Source organism: Agrobacterium fabrum str. C58, from assembly GCF_000092025.1.
GTDB lineage: Bacteria > Pseudomonadota > Alphaproteobacteria > Rhizobiales > Rhizobiaceae > Agrobacterium > Agrobacterium fabrum.
This window is the reverse complement of sequence record NC_003062.2, coordinates 2,325,651-2,347,607: the sequence shown is the minus strand read 5'-3', so window position 1 is coordinate 2,347,607 and position 21,957 is coordinate 2,325,651. Positions and strand designations below refer to the sequence as shown.

Annotated in this window: 20 protein-coding genes and 1 tRNA gene; 14 read left to right on the top strand and 7 right to left on the bottom strand. The window is 58.8% G+C overall.

Annotated features, from left to right (window positions below):
- Positions 1 to 19: 19 nt before the first annotated feature.
- Together uppJ and uppH are read right to left on the bottom strand one after the other, a co-directional pair.
- Positions 20 to 964, bottom strand: coding sequence for a polysaccharide biosynthesis UDP-hexose transferase UppJ (gene uppJ, locus ATU_RS11565; protein ID WP_010972269.1), 945 nt, complete (start codon positions 962 to 964; stop codon positions 20 to 22).
- Between the two features lie 8 nt (positions 965 to 972).
- Positions 973 to 1,884, bottom strand: coding sequence for a polysaccharide biosynthesis endo-1,4-beta-xylanase UppH (uppH, locus tag ATU_RS11560; RefSeq protein ID WP_236762278.1), 912 nt, complete (start codon positions 1,882 to 1,884; stop codon positions 973 to 975).
- A gap of 209 nt (positions 1,885 to 2,093) precedes the next feature.
- Here uppH and uppI point away from each other — a divergent pair, with 209 nt between their 5' ends.
- Both uppI and uppG read left to right on the top strand, forming a co-directional pair.
- Positions 2,094 to 3,161, top strand: coding sequence for a polysaccharide biosynthesis UDP-hexose transferase UppI (gene uppI / locus ATU_RS11555; RefSeq protein WP_010972267.1), 1,068 nt, complete (start codon positions 2,094 to 2,096; stop codon positions 3,159 to 3,161).
- A gap of 2 nt (positions 3,162 to 3,163) precedes the next feature.
- On the top strand, positions 3,164 to 4,243 hold the full coding sequence (gene uppG, locus ATU_RS11550; RefSeq protein ID WP_035255885.1) for a polysaccharide biosynthesis glycosyltransferase UppG: 1,080 nt from the start codon (positions 3,164 to 3,166) through the stop codon (positions 4,241 to 4,243).
- Between the two features lie 40 nt (positions 4,244 to 4,283).
- Here uppG and ATU_RS11545 read toward each other — a convergent pair whose 3' ends face one another.
- Positions 4,284 to 5,351, bottom strand: a complete 1,068-nt coding sequence (locus ATU_RS11545; RefSeq protein ID WP_035256005.1) for a hypothetical protein — start codon at positions 5,349 to 5,351, stop codon at positions 4,284 to 4,286.
- A 769-nt stretch (positions 5,352 to 6,120) separates the two neighbouring features.
- On the opposite strand from ATU_RS11545, the gene ATU_RS11540 reads away from it, so the two are divergent.
- The 8 genes from ATU_RS11540 to ATU_RS11505 all read left to right on the top strand — a co-directional run bounded on the left by ATU_RS11540 (position 6,121) and on the right by ATU_RS11505 (position 14,382).
- Positions 6,121 to 6,897, top strand: coding sequence for an ABC transporter ATP-binding protein (locus ATU_RS11540; RefSeq protein ID WP_010972262.1), 777 nt, complete (start codon positions 6,121 to 6,123; stop codon positions 6,895 to 6,897).
- Between the two features lie 44 nt (positions 6,898 to 6,941).
- Positions 6,942 to 7,712 (top strand): transporter substrate-binding domain-containing protein, encoded by a 771-nt coding sequence (locus ATU_RS11535; protein ID WP_010972261.1) that lies wholly within the window; start codon positions 6,942 to 6,944, stop codon positions 7,710 to 7,712.
- A 22-nt stretch (positions 7,713 to 7,734) separates the two neighbouring features.
- Positions 7,735 to 8,457 (top strand): ABC transporter permease, encoded by a 723-nt coding sequence (locus ATU_RS11530; RefSeq protein WP_010972260.1) that lies wholly within the window; start codon positions 7,735 to 7,737, stop codon positions 8,455 to 8,457.
- Positions 8,458 to 8,468: 11 nt separating this feature from the next.
- The gene (locus ATU_RS11525) at positions 8,469 to 9,158 is read left to right on the top strand and encodes an ABC transporter permease (RefSeq protein ID WP_010972259.1); all 690 of its coding nucleotides are present in this window, start codon (positions 8,469 to 8,471) and stop codon (positions 9,156 to 9,158) included.
- A gap of 21 nt (positions 9,159 to 9,179) precedes the next feature.
- Positions 9,180 to 10,094, top strand: a complete 915-nt coding sequence (locus ATU_RS11520) for a homocysteine S-methyltransferase family protein (protein ID WP_010972258.1) — start codon at positions 9,180 to 9,182, stop codon at positions 10,092 to 10,094.
- A gap of 137 nt (positions 10,095 to 10,231) precedes the next feature.
- Positions 10,232 to 11,434, top strand: coding sequence for an MFS transporter (locus tag ATU_RS11515; RefSeq protein ID WP_010972257.1), 1,203 nt, complete (start codon positions 10,232 to 10,234; stop codon positions 11,432 to 11,434).
- Positions 11,435 to 11,867: 433 nt separating this feature from the next.
- Positions 11,868 to 13,817, top strand: coding sequence for a methyl-accepting chemotaxis protein (locus tag ATU_RS11510; protein ID WP_010972256.1), 1,950 nt, complete (start codon positions 11,868 to 11,870; stop codon positions 13,815 to 13,817).
- Between the two features lie 169 nt (positions 13,818 to 13,986).
- The gene (locus tag ATU_RS11505) at positions 13,987 to 14,382 is read left to right on the top strand and encodes a hypothetical protein (RefSeq protein WP_162180280.1); all 396 of its coding nucleotides are present in this window, start codon (positions 13,987 to 13,989) and stop codon (positions 14,380 to 14,382) included.
- A 34-nt stretch (positions 14,383 to 14,416) separates the two neighbouring features.
- Here the strand turns inward: ATU_RS11505 and uppZ are convergent, their stop codons facing one another.
- Positions 14,417 to 15,400 (bottom strand): polysaccharide biosynthesis acyltransferase UppZ, encoded by a 984-nt coding sequence (gene uppZ / locus ATU_RS11500; protein ID WP_010972254.1) that lies wholly within the window; start codon positions 15,398 to 15,400, stop codon positions 14,417 to 14,419.
- A 462-nt stretch (positions 15,401 to 15,862) separates the two neighbouring features.
- Between uppZ and uppW the strand changes: the two genes are divergently transcribed.
- Positions 15,863 to 17,269 carry a Wzy-type polysaccharide biosynthesis protein UppW gene (gene uppW / locus ATU_RS11495; protein WP_035255888.1) on the top strand — a complete coding sequence of 469 codons (1,407 nt, stop codon included), beginning with the start codon at positions 15,863 to 15,865 and terminating at the stop codon, positions 17,267 to 17,269.
- Between the two features lie 127 nt (positions 17,270 to 17,396).
- On the opposite strand, the gene ATU_RS11490 is transcribed toward uppW, so the two are convergent.
- A tRNA-Arg gene (locus ATU_RS11490) sits at positions 17,397 to 17,473 on the bottom strand.
- A gap of 522 nt (positions 17,474 to 17,995) precedes the next feature.
- Here ATU_RS11490 and ATU_RS11485 point away from each other — a divergent pair.
- Both ATU_RS11485 and ATU_RS11480 read left to right on the top strand, forming a co-directional pair.
- Entirely contained in the window at positions 17,996 to 18,502 is a 507-nt protein-coding gene (locus tag ATU_RS11485) for a MarR family winged helix-turn-helix transcriptional regulator (protein ID WP_006311692.1), read from the top strand.
- A 257-nt stretch (positions 18,503 to 18,759) separates the two neighbouring features.
- Positions 18,760 to 19,023 (top strand): hypothetical protein, encoded by a 264-nt coding sequence (locus ATU_RS11480; RefSeq protein WP_010972251.1) that lies wholly within the window; start codon positions 18,760 to 18,762, stop codon positions 19,021 to 19,023.
- Between the two features lie 55 nt (positions 19,024 to 19,078).
- Here the strand turns inward: ATU_RS11480 and ATU_RS11475 are convergent, their stop codons facing one another.
- Positions 19,079 to 19,555, bottom strand: coding sequence for a hypothetical protein (locus tag ATU_RS11475; RefSeq protein WP_010972250.1), 477 nt, complete (start codon positions 19,553 to 19,555; stop codon positions 19,079 to 19,081).
- Positions 19,556 to 19,628: 73 nt separating this feature from the next.
- Positions 19,629 to 20,633: a LysR family transcriptional regulator gene (locus ATU_RS11470; protein ID WP_035255890.1), complete on the bottom strand. Its 1,005-nt coding sequence runs from the start codon at positions 20,631 to 20,633 to the stop codon at positions 19,629 to 19,631.
- Between the two features lie 255 nt (positions 20,634 to 20,888).
- On the opposite strand from ATU_RS11470, the gene chvE reads away from it, so the two are divergent.
- Positions 20,889 to 21,953: a sugar ABC transporter substrate-binding protein ChvE gene (chvE, locus tag ATU_RS11465; protein WP_006311697.1), complete on the top strand. Its 1,065-nt coding sequence runs from the start codon at positions 20,889 to 20,891 to the stop codon at positions 21,951 to 21,953.
- Positions 21,954 to 21,957: the final 4 nt, after the last annotated feature.

Below are 21,957 nucleotides of genomic sequence, written 5' to 3'. Positions count from 1 at the left end.
CGGGGCGAACGATCGGGGTTCAGGTCTTCTTTGCTGGCGCCTTGTAGGGCGTGAGTGTAATGCCGAGGCTTGCCATCACCCGGCCGATGGACATCAGCGGCGAATGTGTGGCGGGCAGCAGTGCGCCGGTTTTCAGCCCGGCGGAAACGGCGCGCACCAGAGACAGGCACAGGCTAACGGCATTTTTGGCCGCGAGCAGCAGCCCACCCTTCAGGCCGGGGCGGCGGGCGCGGTCGATGCTGTAATTGATGATGCCGGTGCGGAGCGAGCGCTCCATGATCCAGCGCGGTGCCATGCGGCTTTCCGGCACATATTCGATGATGACGGCGCGCGCATTCCAGGCAAACTTAAAGCCAGCCTTGCGGCAGCGGGTGAAGAAATCCATGTCGCCGCCGCCGAGGAAGTTGAACTGCACGTCGAATTCCGGTTTCGGCAGGCTTTCGAACACCCGTCGCGAGATCAGGCAATTGCCCGATCCGTGGATTTGCTCGACAAGGCCGGTCGGTGCTTCGATGGAGCCGAACAGCGGATGCGACAGGACCGCCTTCGAAGCCGGTGCGTCGAATTCGCGGTTGACAGGTCCGCCGACGATATCGACGCCGAAGGATTTTGCTGCCGACACCATTTCGCCAAGCCATACGGGGGAGGCGGCCTCGTCGTCATCGATCATCAGGAACCACTCAGCCGAAGGATAAGTCTGTCGCGCTGTGCGAAATGCCGTGTTGATGGCGTAACAATTGCCCTGCGTCGGCTCCACCAGTGCCTGACCGGCCATGCCGTTTTGTGCGAAAAATGCGCGCGCAACGGCGAGGCCCTGCTGGCCTGCGCCGTCATTATCGACCACGACGACGGCGAAGGGAAAATCGACCTTCTGGGCTGCGAGCGATGCAAGCGTCTTTTGCAGGCCTTCCGGCCGGCGGAAACTCGGAATGCACACCACCGCTTCCGGCATGATCTCGGGCATGGAAACTCCTAAATTCCGGCTAGTGCGGCGGCGGAAAAGACCACGGCCCTGAGGCTCTGGCGCGGGCGGTTGAGGATGGTATCGGCAAGCGCCGAAAAAGCCTCGCGGTAGCGGCGGGCGCGGAAGGCCTGTGCCACGGTATAGGCATTCATGTGGTTTTCGGACCGGTGGCGCAGCCGCCGCAGTTCCTGCGGTGAAATGGCGGCGACGATGGCGGGATCGGAAAACACGGCTTCGATGGCCGGTTCGCAGTCGCGGAAGGTCAAAAGCCTGTTCATCATCACGCTTGTCCTGTGCACCCGGTAATCGAGCACATGGCAGCCGGGCAGATAGACGAAACGGCCGGCGGCGGCCAGCCGGCACCAGCCATACCAGTCTTCCGCATAACGCAACGTCTCGTCGAAACCGCCGAAATCCTGGAAGATGCGGGTTCTGACCAGCATGATGCCGCCATTGACGATGAAGTTTCCGCCGAGCAGCGACTGGAGAATGAAACCGTCAGGCTTTTCCCGGCGGCGGATGAGGTTGCGCCGACCGATCTTTGTTCCGTTTTCGTCGATACGCTCGTAATCGCCATAGACGGCGACGACGTCAGGGCCGGAGATGCCGGCGCAGAGTGCTGTTATCGCACCTGGTTTCAGCCGGTCGTCGGCATCGAGAAACATCGTCCATTCGCCGCGCGCCTGCGACAGGCCGAAATTTCGCACGGCGGAAACGCCCTGTCTTCCCTGCGGCCGGGCCAGTAGTTTGACGCGGGGATCGGAAAACCCTTCCACCTTTTGCGCGGTGGCGTCGGTGGAGCCGTCATCAACGACAAGCACTTCGCGGATGGTCTCGCCCTGCAGCAACACGCTTTCGATCGCTTCCACGATGTAACGCTCGCCATTGCGAACGGGAATGACAATCGAGACGGAGACCAAGCTTTTTAACTCCATGAGGGGCGGGCCAAGCATTCTCACAGTGAAGTTACTACCGCATTAAGCGGGCCTCACCAATTACGACGTGGTATAGCGTCAGTTAACCTTGCAAATCTTTAATATCCTTTTGGCATGGTTGAAATGTTATGTTTTGAGAATAAGAGCGCGATGCATCCCTTCGGATGATGCGCTGGGGTTGTGGAGGCGGGTTGATGCGGATCGGGCGGCGGAATTTTCTGGGTGGTGCGGCAAGCGCTGGCCTGTTGCATGCCGTGGCCGGGCCGGCCTTTGCCGCGCAGAAGAAGGCTGCGATCAAAACCGCCCCCTATGGCGCCGCCATCTACCTGCCGGATCTTACCGCCGACAGCCGTATCGGCGAGGCGGTGGTGAAATATTGCTCGCGCATTACCCCCGTCACCGAAATGAAATGGGAGGTGATGCGGCCTTCGGCAGAGGTTTTCGATTTCGCCGCTGCAGATGCACTCGCCAATTTCGCGCGCCAGCACAAGCTTTCCATGCATGGCCATCCGCTGATCTGGTATGCCTCCAACGCGCCGTGGCTTGCCAGTGTCGGCGGCGCGAAGGTCGAGAAGCTGATGGAAACCCATATCGTCACCGTGATGGAGCGATATAAGGATGTGATCCACAGCTGGGATGTCGTCAATGAACCGATCCCCGACGTGCCTGGCAATGTGCGTGCACGGCGCGATGCCTGGTATTACGGCGCCGGGCCTGACGCCATCAAGAAGGCTTTCGACATCGCCCATGCGGTCGATCCGAAGGCGCAGCTCGTGCTCAACGAATATGACGTGGAATTTGCTGTCGAGAAATCGCCAGCCAAACGTGCGGCCTTCCGCAATCTCATCCTCGAGCTGCTCGAAAAGGGCGCGCCGATCAACGCCGTCGGCCTGCAGGGGCATTTGCGTGGCGGCTGGCCAATCGCCAAGGACGAGCTGGCGGCCTTCACGACGGAAATGCGCAGTTACGGTCTTGCCGTCATGGTGACGGAGCTTGACGTGATGGACCAGACGCTGCCCACACCGGAGGCCGAGCGTGATATGCTGATCACCGGCCAGGTCCGCGAGTTTCTCGAGGCCGCTTCTGCAGGCGGGCCGCTTTCTTCCATCACGACATGGGGCATTTCGGATCAATACAGCTGGATCCGCTGGGCCTATCCACGCCGGGACGGCACCGCCAACCGGCCGCTGCCGCTCGACTGGAGTTTCAACGAAAAACCCATGATGGCCGTCATCAATGAATTCCGGAACCGTGGTGCATGACTATGAATGCTGAAATGCCGCTTCCTCCCGTACAAAAGGCGCTGCAAATCAACCTCCATCCTTTCGATGCTCCGCATGCGGCCCTTACCCTGCCGCATCAGCTGCGGGTCTGGGGCGGGCAGGTGGACCGTATTCTCCTGACGGTCGATACGGGGCAGGTGGGGGCCGGCCGGTACAAGGGCAACGGTTTCGATTCAGCGCGCCAGCGTCTTTTCGACATGCTGGATGAAATGCAGATCAACTATCCGCATCTCTATGTGGATATCGTCGATTACAGCGATGCGGCGCGCAGCGCGGTGACGCAGACTTTCTTTTCACGCTCGCCGATTCCCTATCCCGCCAAGGCTTTCGACGGCGGGCCGTTCCATGTCTATTTTTACGGGCTGAAACGCGCCAATGCCCGATATGTGCTGCATATGGACAGCGACATGATGTTCGGCGGCGGCAGCCCGAGCTGGTTCAGCGAGGCGGTTGCGCTGCAGAAGGCCAATCCGGATGCGCTGTGCATCACGCCCTTTTCCGGTCCGCCGACAGTGCGCGGCGATCTCGATATTTCCCGTCATGTCGGCATGCCCGGGGTGAAGAATATCCCTGCGCCGCGCAAGCTGCCGTCGCGCATCCCCACCTGGCGTTTCGCCACCGTTTCCACGCGGCTTTTCATGATCGACATGGAGCGTTTCGCCAAGCGGATCGGCTCGCTGGAATTGCTGCGGCCGGATGTCAAGCGGCGCATCCGCTCTCTTGCCTATAACCAGCAGCCGGTCTCCATGCCCGCCGAGGAAGTGCTGAGCACTAACATGATGCGCAGCGGCGTCCACCGGCTCGATTTTCTCGGCACGGGCACGGGCATGTATTCGCTGCATCCGCCCTATCGTTCACCGGAATTCTACGCGGCGCTCGCTTCGATCGTCGAGCGTATCGAAAAGGGCAATATTCCCGAAGGTCAGCTCGGCGATTTCGATATCAACGGATCGATGGTGGACTGGGGAAGCGCGCTCGCGGCCAAGACGCGTTCCAAACGCTATGCGAAAGCATTGCGCCATCTCATCGCTGCCAATGTCGGGCGTTTTACCAAGGCTTGAGGACGTCGCGCCTGTTCCGGTGCGGCGTCGGGCAGTGACCTTAATAGTCGGTGATGAGCTTGCTCCAGCTTTCCGAGCACAACCCGCCAATATAGATATCCCCGGCCAGCGCCTTTTCCCTCAGAGCGTCATCGCGGGTGGCCATGCAGAAATAGCCGTCATGGCGAAAGCTCATATGGTTCTGGCGATAAAGCGCGTTTATGAGAAAGGGCTGTGACATGCCGGTGATGTGGGCATAATTCTCGTCATCGAAATGGCAGAACAGGGTGTTGAGAACATCATTTTCGCGACCGGCGTCGCAGACGAGATTGAGCACATAGGCCGTCCGTCCCCGCTGGCCGAAAAACAGCGCGGCGCCCATGACATGGCCTTCGGCATTCTCGATCACCAGGCTTTTCAGTTCGCCGAGGCTTTCATTGGCCCGGCTCATCTTCACCAGCCAATGAAACTCCTCGTGGGACCATTCCGGGCGAATGGAAAACCGTTCGATCTTTGCGAGCGCTTCGCGGCGGAAGGTTTCGCAATCCACGGTTCTCACCCTGGCGCCGGCGACCTCATGCGGCCTTAAACCCTTCTTCCAGCGTCGCAGGATTCCATCCACGAAGCCAAGCGCCGTCAGGGCAAGCGTGGTTTTGGCCAGCTTCGAACGGCGGGGCATGCGCAGAGCGATCGTGCAGAAGGGCTTCAGCGCCTTGTGCCATTGCAGGCTTTCGATCGGCAGCATATTGCCGCCGATCGCCACCCAGTGATCGGCACTGACGGGGGAGGCCGTATCCGAGAACAACAGGTCGTGTTTTGATGCCCGCATGCCGCGCGAGAGGCGCGCTGCTCCGAGCGCACCAAGTTTGCCGTCCGATGCGAAGGCGCACAGCAGCCTCGCGGTAATGGTTTTTCCATGCACGACAAAACGCATGGGTATGGCGAGGATGACGCTCGTGACCCTTTCGCCAGTGTCGTAGACGACGCTGCCGTTTTCCGGGCTGAAGACGGGACTGCCGAAGAACAGTCTTTCGATATAAGAGCGGAAGTCGAAGTTGCGCTCCTGCCCGGTTTTCTTGAAGGCGCTGTTGAGCACGGCCTCGACGGCGGGTAGGTCATCCCTGCGCATGGGGCGAATACCGGTTGCGCTCAGCTGAACCGGGCGTTGTGTCGACTGATCGCTGTTGCCATTGCCACTATGGGTGTGCATCTGAACGTCCACCGCCGGCCTCCAGCTTTTTGCGCATTTACGAAATCAACCATAGGCAGCGTATATTTGAACTTCTTAATATAGATATAAAACCCGTGAAACGAGCCGCCCGCGAAGCGCTGTGAGAAAATAAAATGCCATTGTCTCAGTCTGTTACGGGATATTCCCCGCCGTTCGGTAGGTTAACAAATTATATTTGAACGAGCAACCAACAGGTGAAATATGGTACAGATTTGATCGACGTTTCCGTGGTTTTGAAGTGGATTTTTCGGGAATGAAGTTACCAGTCTTCGCTGCCGATTTTGATTGCTTACAGCGGCGAATAATCGCTGTGCTATTTCCCATGCGTCACGAATAACTGAAAAATGGGATGGTGCGGGAGGTCGATATTCCCGGCTATTCGGAACAGGCGTTTTAATGCCGGCGGCTTCCTGCAATGTGTCGCGCCCTGAACCGGGAACGGTCCTGCGGCGCTCCATGCGCAACAGGATTCGCCGTTAGTCCGTCCCAGATGAATTTTGAAATGATTTTTCGTGGCAAATATGTAAAAGAGCCGATTGTTGCGCGCGTTTGCATCAATTTTCGCTAAACATGCGCGGCTCAAGTCTTTGTTATTGTGCATGTCTCAGCGCGAAGCCCCGGCTCTTGGCGTGGTCGGCACAAAAAAACGGATCGGCAAGGTCAATAGATGACAGATAAAGGCGCCTGTGCGCTCGAGGCGGATGACATCCACAAGAGCTTCGGCACGCATGAAGTTTTGAAGGGCGTTTCGCTGAAAGCCCACAAGGGCGATGTCATATCGATCATCGGTTCGTCCGGCTCCGGCAAGAGCACCTTCCTGCGCTGCATCAACTTTCTCGAAACGCCGGATCGCGGCCGGGTCATCGTCAATGGCGAAGAGATCGCCACGAAGATGGGCAGGGACGGCAAGGCCGTGCCGAAAAGCTGGCGGCAGGTGGAAAAGCTGCGCACCGGGCTTGGCATGGTGTTCCAAAATTTCAATCTCTGGGCCCATCGCACCGTTCTCGAAAACGTCATCGAGGCGCCCGTTCACGTTCTGGGCGTCAGGCGGCATGAAGCGGTCGAAAAGGCCGAAGCCCTGCTGAACAAGGTCGGTCTCTATGACAAGAAAAACGCCTATCCGGCCTTTTTGTCCGGCGGGCAGCAGCAGCGTGCCGCCATTGCGCGCGCGCTCTGCATGGAGCCGGCGGTGATGCTGTTTGACGAACCCACCTCGGCGCTTGATCCGGAACTGGTGGGCGAAGTGCTGAAGGTCATCCGCGATCTGGCCGAAGAAGGCCGCACCATGCTGCTCGTCACCCACGAGATGCGCTTTGCGCGCGATGTTTCCACCGAGGTCATGTTTCTGCATCAGGGCCGGGTGGAGGAAACGGGGCCGCCGGCGCAGGTGTTCGGCAATCCGTTGAGCGCCCGTTGCAGGGAATTTACCGGCGCGCTGGCGTAATGGCCGTTTCGCTTCGCCGTTTGTTTTAACAGGAGAGACTTAAAATGAAATTCTTCGCCACGCTGCTTGCCGGAACGGCATTTGCGGTTTCCGCCTTCACCGCCAGCGCCGATGTCCGCTTCGGCATCATGAACGAATCCTACCCGCCCTTCTTTGCCAAGGATGCCAGCGGCAAGTGGCAGGGCTGGGAAATCGATCTCATGGACGCCGTCTGCGCGGAAATGAAAGAAAAGTGCTCGATCGTCGAGCTTTCCTGGGATGGCCTCATCCCGGCGCTGCAAACGAAGAAGTTCGATGTCATCTGGTCGTCCATGTCCAACACGCAGGAGCGCGAGAAGGTCATCGATTTCACCAACAAATATTACAACACGCCAAGCAAGCTGATCGGCGCCAAGGGTGAAAAGCCGGGTGCGGCACCGGAAGACGTCAAGGGCAAGACCATCGGCATTCAGGTCGCGACCATCCAGTCCGAATATTACAAGAAATATTTCGCCGCTGTTGCTGACGAAAAGACCTACCAGACGCTGGACGAGGCGTTTCAGGATCTGGCCGCCGGCCGTATCGATTATGTCTTCGGCGACTCGCTCGTTCTCGATGCCTTCGTCAAGAGCGATGCCGGCAAGGATTGCTGCGCCGACATGGGCAATGTGGCGGACGACAAGGAAATCATGGGTCTTGGCGTTTCCGGCGGCCTGCGCAAGGACGACACCGAACTCAAGAACAAGCTGAATGCTGCTATCGCTGCCGTGCGCGCCAGCGGGAAGTATGACGAGATCACCAAGAAATACTTCAGCTTCGATATCTACGGTAACTAATTTCTCCTGACCGGTCACATCAATGGCAAGCCTTGAAACCACGCTGCAACTGCTGTCACCCTATCCTCCGGGATGGGGCGGCACCCTTTTGAAGGGTGCGGCGTCGACGCTTGCCATTTCCGCCGGTGCCTATCTGATTGGTATCGTTATCGGGCTTGCCGGCGCGCTCGGCAAGCTTTCCGGCAACAGGCCGCTTGGCCTGTTGCTCAATCTCTACACGACGGCGATCCGCGCGGTTCCCGAACTGATCCTCATCGTCGGGCTTTATTATGCCGGCACCGACGGTTTGAACCGGCTGCTGCAACTGATGGGCCTGCCGCCGCTTGAGGTGAACGGGTTCGTTGCCGCCGTCGCGGTTCTGGGGTTCGTGCAGGGCGCCTATATGACCGAGGTGCTGCGCGGCGCGATCCTTGCCGTGCCGAACGGCCAGATCGAGGCGGCGCGGGCCTTCGGCATGTCGCCGTTCCTGCGTTTCCGCCGTGTGGTCCTACCAGCCCTGCTGCCGAATGCGCTGCCGGGCCTTGCCAATCTCTGGCTTGCGGTGACCAAGGACAGCGCGCTGGTGGCCGTGGTCGGTTATCAGGAACTGGCGCTGGCGACACGGCTGGCGGGGGCCAGCACCAAGCAATATTTCCTGTTCTTCCTTGCGGCGGCGTTTCTTTATCTCGCGATCACGCTCGTCTCCAACCTCGTCTTTTCACAGCTGGAACGCCGGGTGCGGCGCGGCCAGCCGGCTTTGGCCTGAGGGGGAACGGCATGGATTTTTCATGGGTCGCCAAATATTGGCCGCTGCTTCTGTCCGGCGCCTGGCAGACGCTGGCGCTGCTCGTCATCTCCGTCAGCATCGGTTTCGTGCTGGCTATCGGGCTTGCCTTCGCGCAGGTCAGCGGCGGACGGGTGACGAAAATTCTGGCGCGCGCCTATTGCACCTTCTTCCGCGGCACGCCGCTTTTGATCCAGCTCTGGCTGCTTTATTATGGCGTCGGTTCGTTTCTGCCGATGATCCCTGGCCTGCGCCAGAGTTTCATGTGGCCGGTGCTGCGCGAGGGCTTTTTCTTCGCCGCCGTCAGCTTCACGCTGAATTACGCGGCCTATGAGGCCGAGGTGCTGCGCGGTGCGCTGCTGGCCGTGCCGAAGGGCGAGCTGGAGGCGGGCCGGGCTTTCGGCATGGGCCGCTTCACCCTCATTCGCCGCATCTGGTTACCGCGCGCGATCCGCATCGCGCTGCCGACCATAACCGGGGAGGTGGTGATGCAGCTCAAAGCGACGCCGCTTGCTTTTACGGTCACTGTGATGGACCTCTACGCCGTCGCCTACAAGGTGCGGCAGGATACGCTGCTGGTCTATGAGCCGCTGATCGTCGTTACCGTCTTTTATCTCATTCTCACCGCCATCATTGCCCGCTGTTTCGGCCTTGTCGAACGGCAGGTGCCGGTCCGGCGGTAAAACCGTTCAAGGAGTATGAACATGGGCACTATCCGTATCCTCGACGGCGGCATGAGCCGCGAATTGCAGCGGCTCGGCGCCGAGCTGAAACAGCCGGAATGGTCGGCACTGGCGCTGATCAATGCGCCTGACATCGTGCGGCAGGTGCATGCGGAATTCATCGAGGCCGGCGCCGATGTCGTCACCACCAATTCCTATGCGCTGGTGCCGTTCCACATCGGCGAGGAGCGCTTTCAGAAGGATGGCGCGTCGCTGATCGCCCTTTCCGGCCAGCTGGCGCGTGAGGCGGCGGATGCTTCCGGCCGCAAGGTGCAGGTGGCCGGCTCGCTGCCGCCGATCTTCGGCTCCTACGAGCCGCAGAATTTCGATGCCACCCGGGTGCAGGACTATCTCAAGGTACTGGTCGACAATCTCGCGCCTTCTGTCGATGTCTGGCTCGGCGAAACGCTGAGCCTGATCGCCGAGGGCGAAGCGGTGCGCCAGGCCGTTGCCGCAACGGATAAGCCGTTCTGGATCTCCTTCACGCTGAACGACGACGCCGCTGCGGTCGCCGGTGGCGAACCCGCGCTACGGTCAGGTGAAACGGTGAAGGCTGCCGCCGAATGGGCGGCGCAATCGGGCGCTGCCGCCCTGCTGTTCAATTGCAGCAAGCCGGAAATCATGAAAGCCGCCGTCGAAACCGCCTCCGCCGTGTTCGCAGACAAGGGCGTATCGCTGGAAATCGGCGTTTATGCCAATGCCTTCGAAGGCGAACAGGGCGATTCCGCCGCCAATGAAGGCCTGCACGGCACCCGCACCGACCTGACTGACGATGTTTATTCGCGTTTCGCCTGCTCCTGGGCGGATGCCGGCGCAACCATGATCGGCGGCTGCTGCGGTATCGGTGCTGCCCATATCCACACGGTAGCGACGGCATTGCGGCGCGCGGCCGCCTGACGCGGCCGGCATGTTGACGCCACTATTGGAAATGAATGCGACAGGCTGAAAGGCCTGCCGCTTTTTTGTCCGCGGCTATTGACCTCAACTATGGTTGAGGAATTATCAAAGCATGGAACACTATCGAAGGACGTTCCATGACCGAGAATTCCCCGGCGCTGAAGCTGACGCTGCTGTTCGTCGCCACGCTCACCATCATGGCCGGAACCACGGTCGCGCCCTCGTTGCCCGCCATAGAACAGAGCTTCCTGTCGACGCCTGATGTAGAGATCATGAGCCGCATGGTGCTGACATTGCCGTCGGTGTTCGTGGCGCTCTGCGCGCCCATCGCCGGCGTGCTGGCGGACCGTTTTGGCCGCAAGCGGCTGCTGCTCGGCGCGATCCTGCTTTACAGCCTGTCCGGCATATCCGGCCTTTTTGCCGACAGTCTGGCTGGCCTGCTCGTCGGCCGCGCCTTTCTGGGTCTGGCGATCGGTGGCATCATGACTATCGGCACGGCGCTGGTGGGCGATTATTTCGAGGGGCCGGCGCGGGAGCGTTATCTTGGCCTTCAACAGGCCTTCACCCAGCTGGGTGGCGTCGTTTTCGTGGTGGCGGGTGGATGGCTCGCGGATATCCACTGGCGCGCGCCTTTTGCTGTTTATGCCGTGGCGTTGCTCATCCTGCCGGCGGCCCTGTTTTTCCTGAGGGAACCGGCAAGGAACAGCAGCCGCGCCACGCAGAATGGCGAGCAGGGCCTTGCGGTCAACTGGTTGCCGGTGGCCGTGCTGGCCATGGCGGTGTTTCTCGTCAACGCCTTGTTTTACACCATCCCCTCGCAATTGCCGTTCTTCCTGCGCGAGTTCGGGGTGCTTTCCGGAAGCGTTGCAGGCTATGCCATCGGCATCTTCAATCTGGCAGGCGCGCTGATGGCGCTCAGCTTCGGGCGGTTGCGTGCCAGGATTGGCGTGACCGTCATTCTGGCGGCTGGACTGGTGCTGATGGCCACGGGCTTTGCGCTGCTTGCCACGGCAGGCGGTCTGTCCTCCATGCTGTCGGCGCTGGCCGTGGTGGGGGCTGGCCTTGGCGCCGTGATGCCGTCCATCATGTCCACGACGATCATGCTTGCGCCGCTACGGTTGCGCGGGCGTATCGCCGGCATCGTCACGGCATCGATGTTTCTCGGGCATTTCATATCGCCGCTCGTAAGCCAGCCCTGGATCGCCAGGTTCGGTTTTGCCACGACCTATCGCGATATCGCCTTGGTCTTCGCCGTCATGGCCGGACTTGCCGCCATCGCCACGATCTTCCAGCGCCGCACCGGCATACGGAAAGCGCAGCCTCTCACGCGGGGCGGGTGAGGCGCAGCGTGGGGTGGGGGCTGCCGCTGATACCGCCACAAACCGTTCGGGCTGGTGTTGAAGCACTCCGCCCAGCTTCTGCAGTTCTTCATGTCTCAGGCCAGGCGACATAAAGGAATTGTAAAGTTTTAAAGTATAATTGTTTTATAGTTAAACAAATAAAAGAGTATTATAAAGTACTGTTTTTCATTCTTTCAGTCGTGGTCCGGCTTTTCCGCCTGTTGCGGGAAAAGCCGGACCACCGGAACAGGGGCCTGTTGAAATTTCAGGAGCAGGTATCACCCGTTGCGGGCAGATGCATGATGCAGGTTGCGACCAGAGCCGATGATGCCGCTGATGAGGCCTTGATGATGAAGGCTTTCGACGTGCAATGTCATTTTTGCCGAACACCTCCGGCACGGGAAAGGAGCGGCGTCCATTTCAGGAGCTTCCCGTGTCTTTTTTTAAAAATGCCAGCATCCGTACCAAAATCCTGTCGCTCATTTTGCCGCTCTGCATCGTCGGTCTTGGCGCCGCCGCCTTCATGGCCACACGCTATAAGGAATCCGATGCACTCTATTCCGAATTCATCGGCAGCGACAATGCTGCGTTGGTCGAGCTTGCGCGGGCAAACCGCAATCTCATCGGCCTTGCTTATGGCGCGTATCAGGTCATGGCCTATGACGCGAATGCTGCGGAAATCAACGTCGCCAGGCAGGCCTACATCGCCAGCAAACGCGAGCTTCTCGAGCGGCTCGACAACGTCAAGGCCGTGTTTCCCGAGGAGCGCGCCGCCGTCGACGTCTTGATTGCGCAATCCCAGTCCATCGCGGAAATCACCGATAAGGCCGTCGAGCTTGGAATGGCGAACAAGAACGCGGAATCTGCCGTGCAACTCGTCAAGGCGGACGCCTCGATTCAGATCATGTCGGCCACCATAACGATGTTGCTGGACAAGCTTGCCAAAGGGGTGGCTAGTGGCAGCGGTGATCTGAGTGACCAAACCAATTCAACGATCCTCACCTCGCTCGTCGTGGTGGGTGTTGTCTTTGCAGTTGGTATCATCCTGACACTGTTTGTGGCGTCAAGCGGCATCACCACACCGATTGCCCGGTTGCGCGAGCGCATGGTGTCGCTTGCCGGTGGCGAGACGGCGGCTGAGATCGACGGCGTGGAGCGGAAGGACGAAGTTGGCCAGATGGCGGTCGCGGTTCAGGTGTTCCGCGAGAATGCGATCGAGCGCATCCGTCTCGAGCAGGAAACCGAGGCCAACAGGTCGATGTCGGAAAAGGACCGCATCGAGCGCGAGCAGCAGAAGGCAAGGGAAGCCGCGGACGTCAAGTTTGCCGTCGATAATCTCGCGGCCGGTCTTTCGAAGCTTTCGGACGGCGATGTTTCCTATCGCATCGACCAGCCGTTCACGGCAACGCTCGACGGCGTGCGCAACGACTTCAACATGTCGGCCGAAAAGCTGCAATCGGCCTTGACCCGGGTTGCCCAGAATGCCGGCGGCATCGGCGCAGGTGCAAACGAGATCAAGTCGGCTGCCGATGACCTGGCCAAGCGCACCGAACAGCAGGCTGCTGCCGTGGAGGAAACTGCCGCAGCTCTGGAGGAAATCACCACGACGGTGCGGGACTCCACCAAACGTGCACAGGAGGCGGGCCAGATCGTCAGCCGCGCCAAGGCGGGTGCCGAACAATCCGGCGAAGTGGTGCGCCGCGCCGTGATCGCGATGGAGCAGATTTCCAAATCCGCCAACGAGATCAGCAACATCATCGGCGTGATCGATGAGATCGCCTTCCAGACCAATCTTCTGGCGTTGAATGCCGGTGTCGAGGCAGCAAGGGCGGGCGAGGCGGGCAAGGGTTTTGCCGTCGTCGCACAGGAAGTGCGCGAGCTTGCGCAACGGTCCGCCAGTGCGGCCAAGGAGATCAAGGCGCTGATCACCACCTCGAATGATCAGGTGCAGCAGGGCGTGCAGCTGGTGGGCGACACCGGCAAGGCGCTGGCGACGATCGTCTCGGAGGTGCAGGAAATCAACCGGCACGTCGTTTCCATCGTGGAATCCGCGCAGGAACAGTCTTCCGGCCTGCAGCAGATCAATACGGCTGTGAACCAGATGGATCAGGACACGCAGAAGAATGCGGCCATGGTGGAAGAGACCAATGCCGCAAGCCATAGCCTCGCCAAGGAAGTGGCATCGCTCAACCAGCTGCTCTCGCAGTTCAGACTGGCTGAGGGTGCCTATCAGCAGAAGAGCCAGCCGGCTCCGGTGCGCAGCGCCGCCGGCAGCGACAGATCGGTGGCATCTCCCGTGCGGGCGCTTGGCCGCAAGCTTGCTTCGGCATTCTCGGGCAATGCCGCGCTGGATACATCGAAGGGTGACTGGCAGGAGTTCTGATCGCCTCTTGTCGTTCGGGCGGTTATCCGCCCGATGACGGCAGACCGGTGGTTTCGTCCGCCGGCAGGCTTGGAGACATACCGCGCAGGTTTTATTCCTGCGCGGTATTTATGGGCACCATCGATTCGGGATCGTTGGTCTCCGGTACGCTTCAAAATGGATGAGGATCATGTTCGAGAGATTGTCCAGCGGCTTGCGTTTCCTCTCACGCGGTACAGCCATCATCGCCGCGACCCAGATAGTGGGCGCAAACTCTAACCCGGCGCTGGCTTTCGACGCGGAATCCCGTGCCTTATGGGGTGCCTCGGCGATGGCGGAGGCGGATTATCACCGCAACAACCCCTGTGCGCAGTGGACGGTTGACGAACAGGCGGTCAAGAAAGTCATCGCCTGGAGCGGTCAAACGCTCGCGCAACTGCGTGCATCCGATGATTATCGGGAACAGCGGGAAGCCATAAAGGGTGTGGTTCAGCAATATGGTATCGACATGGCCTGTGATGCGGGTGGTGCCAATTTCGCTGTCGGCGACCATGATTATGGCGTTCTGCGCCATGTCGGCTGGTGAGCCGTCGTCATAAGACCCCCGACAAATCCTTAAGTCAACGCATCGATACGGCCTGGTCCTGCCGGCGCGGCCTGCCGCCATAGCCACGTCTGAAAAGCCTGATCAGCGGTTTCTCGAACAGGAAATGCGCAGAGATCGACACGGCCACTGCAACGATGATGATGACGGTTCCTGCGAGAAATCCGGGCGCCAGTATCTTATGGACGATCGAGATCACCAGGCCGTGCAGAAGATAAAGGGCGTAGGACGAATCCCCGACAATCTCGACGGGTTTCAGCAAGCGTCTGGGCCATAATCCGCCGTTCTCGAGCCATACGCATCCGGCCACGAGGAAAAAGGCAGGCACGCCCCAGGTCATCAGGCGCAACATTCCGGATTGCTCGCTTATCAGAGCCGCCGCAACGAAACCGGTCATTGATATGACAAGCGCGGCGATACCCGCCTGCACGCCCTGGAACATGAAACGCGACAGCAGCAGTCCGCCCAGAAACTCCAGCAAAAGCGGTGAGGTCCAGGTTTGCATGAAGGGGGATTGCGAAGGGAAAACCTGCCCTGCCAAGGCCATGACGGACAGGATGCCGACCGTTACCGCCAGCGGCGCGCGCAGGGCAAGTCCAAGCGCGAAGACAATATAGAAGAACATTTCCATATTGAGGGTCCAGCCCACGACCAGGAGCGGAACCACTTCGCCGCTGTCGCCAGCATATGGAATGAAAAGCAGCGATTTCCATAGATGTTCGAGGGTGAAGGTAAAGGTGGAAAAAACGCCCGCCATCGCCCCGACGCACATCAACAGGGTCACGGCCCAGTACAGGGGCACAATGCGGACCAGCCTGTGGTATAAAAATGCTCCCGGCCCCGCTGTCGTCGCGAAAGATCCCATGATGAGGCCGGAGATGACAAAAAAGACATCCACGCCAGCGGCGCCAATCGTGAACGGTTCGCCGATTATATGAAACAGCAGCACCGAAAACGCCGCGAGCGCCCTCAGAAACTGGATGGAATAAACCTTTTGCATCGACACCCCTGAGAATCTCAACCGTTCACGTTCCTTGCCTCAAAAACGAGGCAGCGGTTCGCACCCCATCGAAAAAGTCACCGCATTATCCTCATCCGATGCTTGCAAGAATTGATGGTGTATATGTTCAAAAAATACTTAAAATCTGAAGAACCCGGCGATCGGAATTATTCTTTCTTGACGCGGCGGTTGTGCGCGCAATCGGGTAACCATCCTGATCAAGGGCGCTGTGTACCGCGGCGAGCTCATCTTTGGCAGCGTTGGGGCAATCGGCACTCGGCCCGGTCTGCCCGTTCGGATGTCTCGCACCATATGCCCATCCGTCGCCGTGTCTGAAAATCTGCTATTCCTCCGTGTATTATGAATAACTAAAAAATAGGGTTTTGGCGGGATATTCATGTTACCGGATGAAGCATCGGATATGATGTGGGCCGCATGGAAAAAGGCAGAGAAGACCCCCTTATGGATGCAGCGCACGAAGAACAGGCGCGTGGATATTGGCGGAATACACTGTTTTATGTGACGTTCCTCTATTTCACGGTCGGCTTCTCGCCCTATGTTTCGCTTTCCTCGACCTATGAGGGATCCGCCATGGCGGCCGGGTCCAACCTGCTTAATCAGCTCATCGCGATCATCCTGCTTTTCAGCTTCGTGGCATTCATGGCGAAGGAGCGTTCGTTTTCCCTGATTTTCACGCCGCGCCTGTTGATGGCAGCGATTTTCGGATGGTTTGTCTTCACCTCGATCGTGGGGGAAGCGCCGATGTTTTCGATCAGGCGGCTTGTGATGTGCGCCATCATCTGCGTGCTTGCCGGTGGCTTTCTGCAATTGCCGCGCACGGAACGGCAATTCACCACGCTGCTTGCCGGCTGCGTGATGATTATCCTGTTCCTGTGTTATTTCGGCGTCATCGTGCTGCCATCGCGGTCTATCCACCAGGCGAGCGACGCATTGGAGCCGCTTCTGGCGGGTAACTGGCGCGGGGTTTTTCAGCACAAGAACGAGGCCGCCTCGGTCATGGCGGTGCTGATCATCTTGGCGATCTATCTCTGCCGTCGCTGGTCGTTTATCGGCGGCTTGCTGGTGCTGCTGTTATCGCTGATCTTTCTGGTCAAGTCAGGTGGCAAGACGGTGCTTGGCCTGATGCCGATCGTCGTTTCCGCGGGCTGGTTCATCGTGCGCTGGCCCAGCTGGCGATATACCGTCGTGGCCTCGCTTCTATTGGTCTTCACCGTCGTGACCGTGGGCACCACGGTCGATCCGGTGTTTGCGCAGATGCTGACGCGGATGGGTGTCGACGCCAGTTTTACGGGCAGAACCGATATCTGGACCGTCGCCATCGATTATATCCGCCAAAGCCCGATTCTCGGATACGGATATCAGGCCTTCTGGCGCAGCGACACCCTGATGTCGAGCTTCACCGAGAACAATAGCTGGGCGACGACCGCACCAGCGTCCCACAGTGGCTATTTCGACCTGTTGCTTGCGGGCGGCATACCCGGACTTGTTCTGGTGCTGATGTGGATATGTCTATTGCCCCTTCACTATCTTGGCAAAATGGATAGCGCCACACGGAACAGCCCGCTGACGCGGCTCTATGTCGGTGTCTGGCTTTATGTGCTGCTCTACGGCTTTCTGGAAACCCTGTTCCTGCTCAGCTCCGGTTTCGTCTGGTTTTTCCTGCTGGTGGCAGTGATGGGCCTGCATCTGCAGGCGAATGCCAGCCTTGTGGAAGATGAAGCCGAACCGGAGCCTGCCCGAAACGGCAAAGATGCGGGAAGGGTGAAGATACCGCATCCGGGATTGCCGGTTGTTCGAAAAAGAAAGCTTCTGGCTGCGCAGCCGACGCCAAGCGTAGAGTCCGATTGAAGATATGTTGAGCGAAATCCGGCAGTTGTGATTTCAACTTGTTTGTGGGACGAGCGGAGGTCGATGGAGCCTGACATATTTCACCCGTCGGCAAGATGCCGGGGTGGAAGCGGTAATCAGAAATTGATGGCGCACCCGACAGGATTCGAACCTGTGACCTTTGGAATCGGAATCCAACACTCTATCCAGCTGAGCTACGGGTGCAGCGGTCACGCTTGAATCGCGTGCAGCGGTTGGTTCATACCCCAGCTTTGTTTTTGCATCAATGTCTAAAAATCAAAGATTTGCGAAACCTTGCCTGTTTTCGAGTGGGGGCGGTTGTGGCGGCCTCGTGTGGGGTGGATCGCCGGCTTGTATGTGGCAATGCGGGCCATCCGTCGTCGATGTATTGCTTTTTTAACGGAATCAATTTTCTCTTATAAGTAGTATCTTATTGCCTGACCCGCCCGTTGTTTTGCCCCTTTTGCGAAGAGGCGACCGGATTGCGGCAATGCCCTTAAAGCCGGGTGCGGGAGGTGATTTTATCCCCTTGTAATTCACGGGTAAATAGTCATACTTTTATTGTTTGCCGGGTGTCGAGTTTGGGTTCCGGTTTGCGTAGACGGCGTTTAACTCTCAAATTATTATACAATATTAGTATCATCTACATTTATTTGGGATACAGTTTCGCAGCGTTGTCGGTTATAACTTCGACAAGGTAAGGGAACGAATCAGGCGGGGGATCGGATGGCTTTGCGACTGGCACATAGCAACGGGCCGCGGACGGAAAAAAGCGAAAGCGGCAGCGCGGAAGCCGCGCATAATACGGCAATCGACTATGGGTTGCTGACGACTGCGATCAGCTACCATTTGCGGCACTCGCAACTTGCCGTGGCAAACGGTTTTGCCGATGTGCTGGCCGAGCAGGGTTTGCGGCCGGCTGATTTTTCCGTTCTCGTCATCGTCGGCGGTAATCCGGGCCTGAAACAGAGCGATGTAGCAGAAGCGCTCGGCATTCAGCGCGCTAATTTCGTCGCGATCGTCGACAGCATGGAAGAGAAGGGGCTGCTCGTCCGCCGCAAGTCGGAAGAGGACAGGCGCGTTCATTTCCTCGACATGACGGAAGAAGGCAGCAGCCTGCTCGACCGGCTTTCCAATACATGGCGGGACCGCGAGGAAAAGCTGATTGACAGGATCGGCGGCAAGAAGGCCCGCGACCAGCTTCTGGCCCTGCTGGGACGCCTGCGCGACTGAAAATCGAAGAGGCTGACGGCAATCGAAGATCCTCGCGTCCGCAAGATGGGCGTGCAGCGTCCATGGTGCCGTTTTCCCATCGTCCGCGGCTGCGGTGACTATCTCCCGTTCCGGTTTTCACGGCAGTCTGATTGGCGGCGGGCTGAATTGCGTTGCAATTTGCCTGTGAAACCGCCAAGACGCATGGATATCTTCGCGCCCTGCGGCACGAAGCCGCGACCATGCGATCGACTGGAAAGGCCAGAGACCGGAACGCCATGCTGAATATCGATACGAGTCACCCGCTTTATCGCCCGCTATGGGTCCGGTTGCTCATCGTCGGCTTTTGCGCCGCATGGGCCGTCATCGAATTCGTCAATCGCGAGTTTTTCTGGGGAACCATCGTCGGTGGCGTCGGCGCTTATGCGGCCTATGAATTGCTGCTGAAGTTCAAACCTGCGAGTAACGCCGCTGTGTCCAAGGATGGAGCAGAGGAGCCTGCCGCCGAAAGCGCGCCCACTGACAAGAACGATGCGGGCTGAAGCGGCCTCTATCTTCGGTTTGAAGCATTTCCCGTATTAATCTCACCGCCCGTTTTCAGCGGAAATGCTCGCGGGTCCGCAGCATGCGAAGCGCCTGGTCGATCAGCAGATTCGCGGCCGTCATGCGCAGGGTGGCATTGTGCCGGAATTGCGGTTTCACCCGGTCGGGATGATTGAGCCGTGCGAAAGCCCGGCGTTTTTCCGCAAGGGTTGCGACTGTATCGGTTTCCTGGATCGCCAGTTCCGCGGACACATCGGCAAGCGCGGTTTTTTCGAGATGGGCCGGCATCGGTTCCGGTTCGGGCTCCGTTTGAGATTCCGGCGGTGGCGCAGGATCGGCCAGGAAGGCGAGATAGGCATCAAGATTGCCGTTTGCCGGCTGCGGCGCTTCTATATGGGTATCGACCACGAAACCCGAGCTGAAACCGGCAATGCGGTGGCCGGCCGGCGGTGAAGGCTCCGTGCCTTCTTCTTCTTTCTCCTGTTTCAGTCTTTCGACGACCGACTGGAAGACGGATTGTCCGAAGAGCATGCGGCTGTTCCCTGCGCCGGCCTCAATGATCCGGCTTCTATAAAGGGTGAAGGTGGAGTCGGGCTTGCCGTCGTCAGGTGTTGGTCAGCTTACGGCTTTCATCCAGCACCAGATCATAAAGCAGGCGGGCGCTGGGCGGCAGGACCCGGCCTTTGGTGGTAATGATGCTGTAAGGCTTGACCACGAGTTCGAAATCCGTTGGCAAAATGCGGGTTCGGCCGATATCTGCCTGCTGCCCCGCAACAAATTCGGCCATGTCCTGCGCGATGGGGGCGATGGCATTGGTATTGCAGACGAGGGCAAGGGTGAGCACCACGGATGGCGTGTTGATGACGTTGCGCGGCATGGCGACGCCATGGGTGAGGAAGACATCCTCCATCGTTCTGCGCAAAAGCGCGCCGGGTGGCTGGAAGACCCAGTCGTAACCGGAGAGATCCTGCAGGGTCACGGGCTCGCCGCGCATCAGCGGGTGGCCTTCGCGCACCACCAGACAGGCGCGCTCGATGCCGATTTCGTGGATGGAGAAGAGGCCGGGATCGAAGTCATCGGGAATGCGGCCGATGATGAAATCGTGACGCGCCGCCAGCAGTTCCCGGGCCAGCACGTTGCTGCTCTCCACCTGCACGTTGATTTCGATGCCGGGATAGGTGTCCATGGCGCGCCTGATGGCGGGAACGACGAGGCTGATCGCCGGGGCGGTGACGGCGCCGATATAGACCGAACCGCCGCTGCCCGACTTCATCTGGTTGAGTTCACGGCTAGCTTCGCGCAGTTCCAGCAATATGGTGCGGGCGCGGCGCGCCAGCGCCTCGCCGAATTTCGTCAGCACCACGCCGCGCGAGGCTCTCTGACAAAGCGGTGATTTGACGATTGCTTCCATTTCCGAGAGCATGCGCGAGGCTGCCGGCTGCGTCATGTTCATGGCTGCCGCGGCGGCGCTGACCTGTCCGTGCTCCTCGATCATCACGAGCATGCGCAGGTGGCTCATCTTTAATCCGGCCCGCAGCAGAGGGTTGTCTTCAAAGACGAAAAGAGCCTCTGTTGTTTGCGCCTGCTCATACACTTTTTGGTTGCTCATCCTTGATTTTATACCCCTCATCGGTTTTTGTATCGATTTAATATATCATAATTGATATATGGAAACCGATATATTCTATTTGACAGTTATATGGATTCAGAACAATTTGCGGAATGCCGGGGAGGAGCGGCAGCTGTTTCATTTCGCAACTGCGAAATGGAGCAAGCGCAGGGCGGCTCCTTACTTGTGACGGCATGAATTTCATGGTGCACCGCAGCATGCGGGCTCCAGAGAAGGGCTCAAGGGAGAGAGTTAATGAAGTCCATTATTTCGCTGATGGCAGCTTGTGCCATCGGTGCTGCGTCCTTCGCAGCGCCGGCTTTCGCACAGGACAAGGGTTCTGTCGGTATCGCGATGCCGACCAAGTCGTCCGCACGCTGGATCGACGACGGCAACAACATCGTGAAGCAGCTGCAGGAAGCCGGTTACAAGACCGACCTGCAATATGCTGACGACGATATTCCGAACCAGCTGTCCCAGATCGAAAACATGGTCACCAAGGGCGTCAAGGTCCTCGTGATCGCGTCGATCGACGGCACGACGCTGTCGGACGTTCTGAAGCAGGCCGGCGAGCAGGGCATCAAGGTCATCGCTTATGACCGCCTCATCCGCAACAGCGGCGACGTCAGCTACTACGCAACCTTCGACAACTTCCAGGTTGGCGTTCTGCAGGCAACTTCGATCACCGACAAGCTCGGCCTGAAGGATGGCAAGGGTCCGTTCAACATCGAACTCTTCGGCGGTTCGCCGGATGATAACAACGCCTTCTTCTTCTATGATGGCGCGATGTCGGTTCTGAAGCCTTACATCGACAGCGGCAAGCTGGTCGTGAAGTCCGGTCAGATGGGAATGGACAAGGTCGGCACGCTGCGTTGGGATCCGGCAACGGCCCAGGCTCGTATGGATAACCTCCTGTCGGCTTATTACACCGACGCCAAGGTTGACGCCGTTCTGTCGCCTTACGATGGTCTTTCCATCGGCATCATCTCCTCGCTGAAGGGCGTTGGTTATGGCACGAAGGACCAGCCGCTGCCGGTCGTTTCCGGTCAGGACGCTGAAGTTCCTTCCGTCAAGTCGATCATTGCCGGCGAGCAGTACTCCACCATCTTCAAGGACACCCGCGAACTCGCCAAGGTGACCGTGAACATGGTCAACGCTGTCATGGAAGGCAAGGAACCGGAAGTGAACGACACCAAGACCTATGAAAATGGTGTCAAGGTTGTTCCGTCCTACCTGCTGAAGCCGGTTGCAGTGACCAAGGAGAACTACAAGCAGGTTCTCGTTGACGGCGGTTACTACAAGGAAGACCAGCTGAAATAAGCTG

Coding starts and splice junctions, on each gene's coding strand:
- uppW (WP_035255888.1), top strand. CDS start 15,863: ATGGATGCAGCGCACGAAGAACAGGCGCGTGGATATTGGCGGAATACA.
- ATU_RS11540 (WP_010972262.1), top strand. CDS start 6,121: ATGACAGATAAAGGCGCCTGTGCGCTCGAGGCGGATGACATCCACAAG.
- ATU_RS11470 (WP_035255890.1), bottom strand. CDS start 20,633: ATGAGCAACCAAAAAGTGTATGAGCAGGCGCAAACAACAGAGGCTCTT.
- ATU_RS11480 (WP_010972251.1), top strand. CDS start 18,760: ATGCTGAATATCGATACGAGTCACCCGCTTTATCGCCCGCTATGGGTC.
- ATU_RS11485 (WP_006311692.1), top strand. CDS start 17,996: ATGGCTTTGCGACTGGCACATAGCAACGGGCCGCGGACGGAAAAAAGC.
- uppG (WP_035255885.1), top strand. CDS start 3,164: ATGAATGCTGAAATGCCGCTTCCTCCCGTACAAAAGGCGCTGCAAATC.
- ATU_RS11505 (WP_162180280.1), top strand. CDS start 13,987: ATGTTCGAGAGATTGTCCAGCGGCTTGCGTTTCCTCTCACGCGGTACA.
- uppJ (WP_010972269.1), bottom strand. CDS start 964: ATGCCCGAGATCATGCCGGAAGCGGTGGTGTGCATTCCGAGTTTCCGC.
- ATU_RS11520 (WP_010972258.1), top strand. CDS start 9,180: ATGGGCACTATCCGTATCCTCGACGGCGGCATGAGCCGCGAATTGCAG.
- uppZ (WP_010972254.1), bottom strand. CDS start 15,400: ATGCAAAAGGTTTATTCCATCCAGTTTCTGAGGGCGCTCGCGGCGTTT.
- chvE (WP_006311697.1), top strand. CDS start 20,889: ATGAAGTCCATTATTTCGCTGATGGCAGCTTGTGCCATCGGTGCTGCG.
- ATU_RS11475 (WP_010972250.1), bottom strand. CDS start 19,555: ATGCTCTTCGGACAATCCGTCTTCCAGTCGGTCGTCGAAAGACTGAAA.
- ATU_RS11515 (WP_010972257.1), top strand. CDS start 10,232: ATGACCGAGAATTCCCCGGCGCTGAAGCTGACGCTGCTGTTCGTCGCC.
- ATU_RS11525 (WP_010972259.1), top strand. CDS start 8,469: ATGGATTTTTCATGGGTCGCCAAATATTGGCCGCTGCTTCTGTCCGGC.
- uppI (WP_010972267.1), top strand. CDS start 2,094: ATGCGGATCGGGCGGCGGAATTTTCTGGGTGGTGCGGCAAGCGCTGGC.
- ATU_RS11530 (WP_010972260.1), top strand. CDS start 7,735: ATGGCAAGCCTTGAAACCACGCTGCAACTGCTGTCACCCTATCCTCCG.
- ATU_RS11535 (WP_010972261.1), top strand. CDS start 6,942: ATGAAATTCTTCGCCACGCTGCTTGCCGGAACGGCATTTGCGGTTTCC.
- ATU_RS11545 (WP_035256005.1), bottom strand. CDS start 5,351: ATGCGCAGGGATGACCTACCCGCCGTCGAGGCCGTGCTCAACAGCGCC.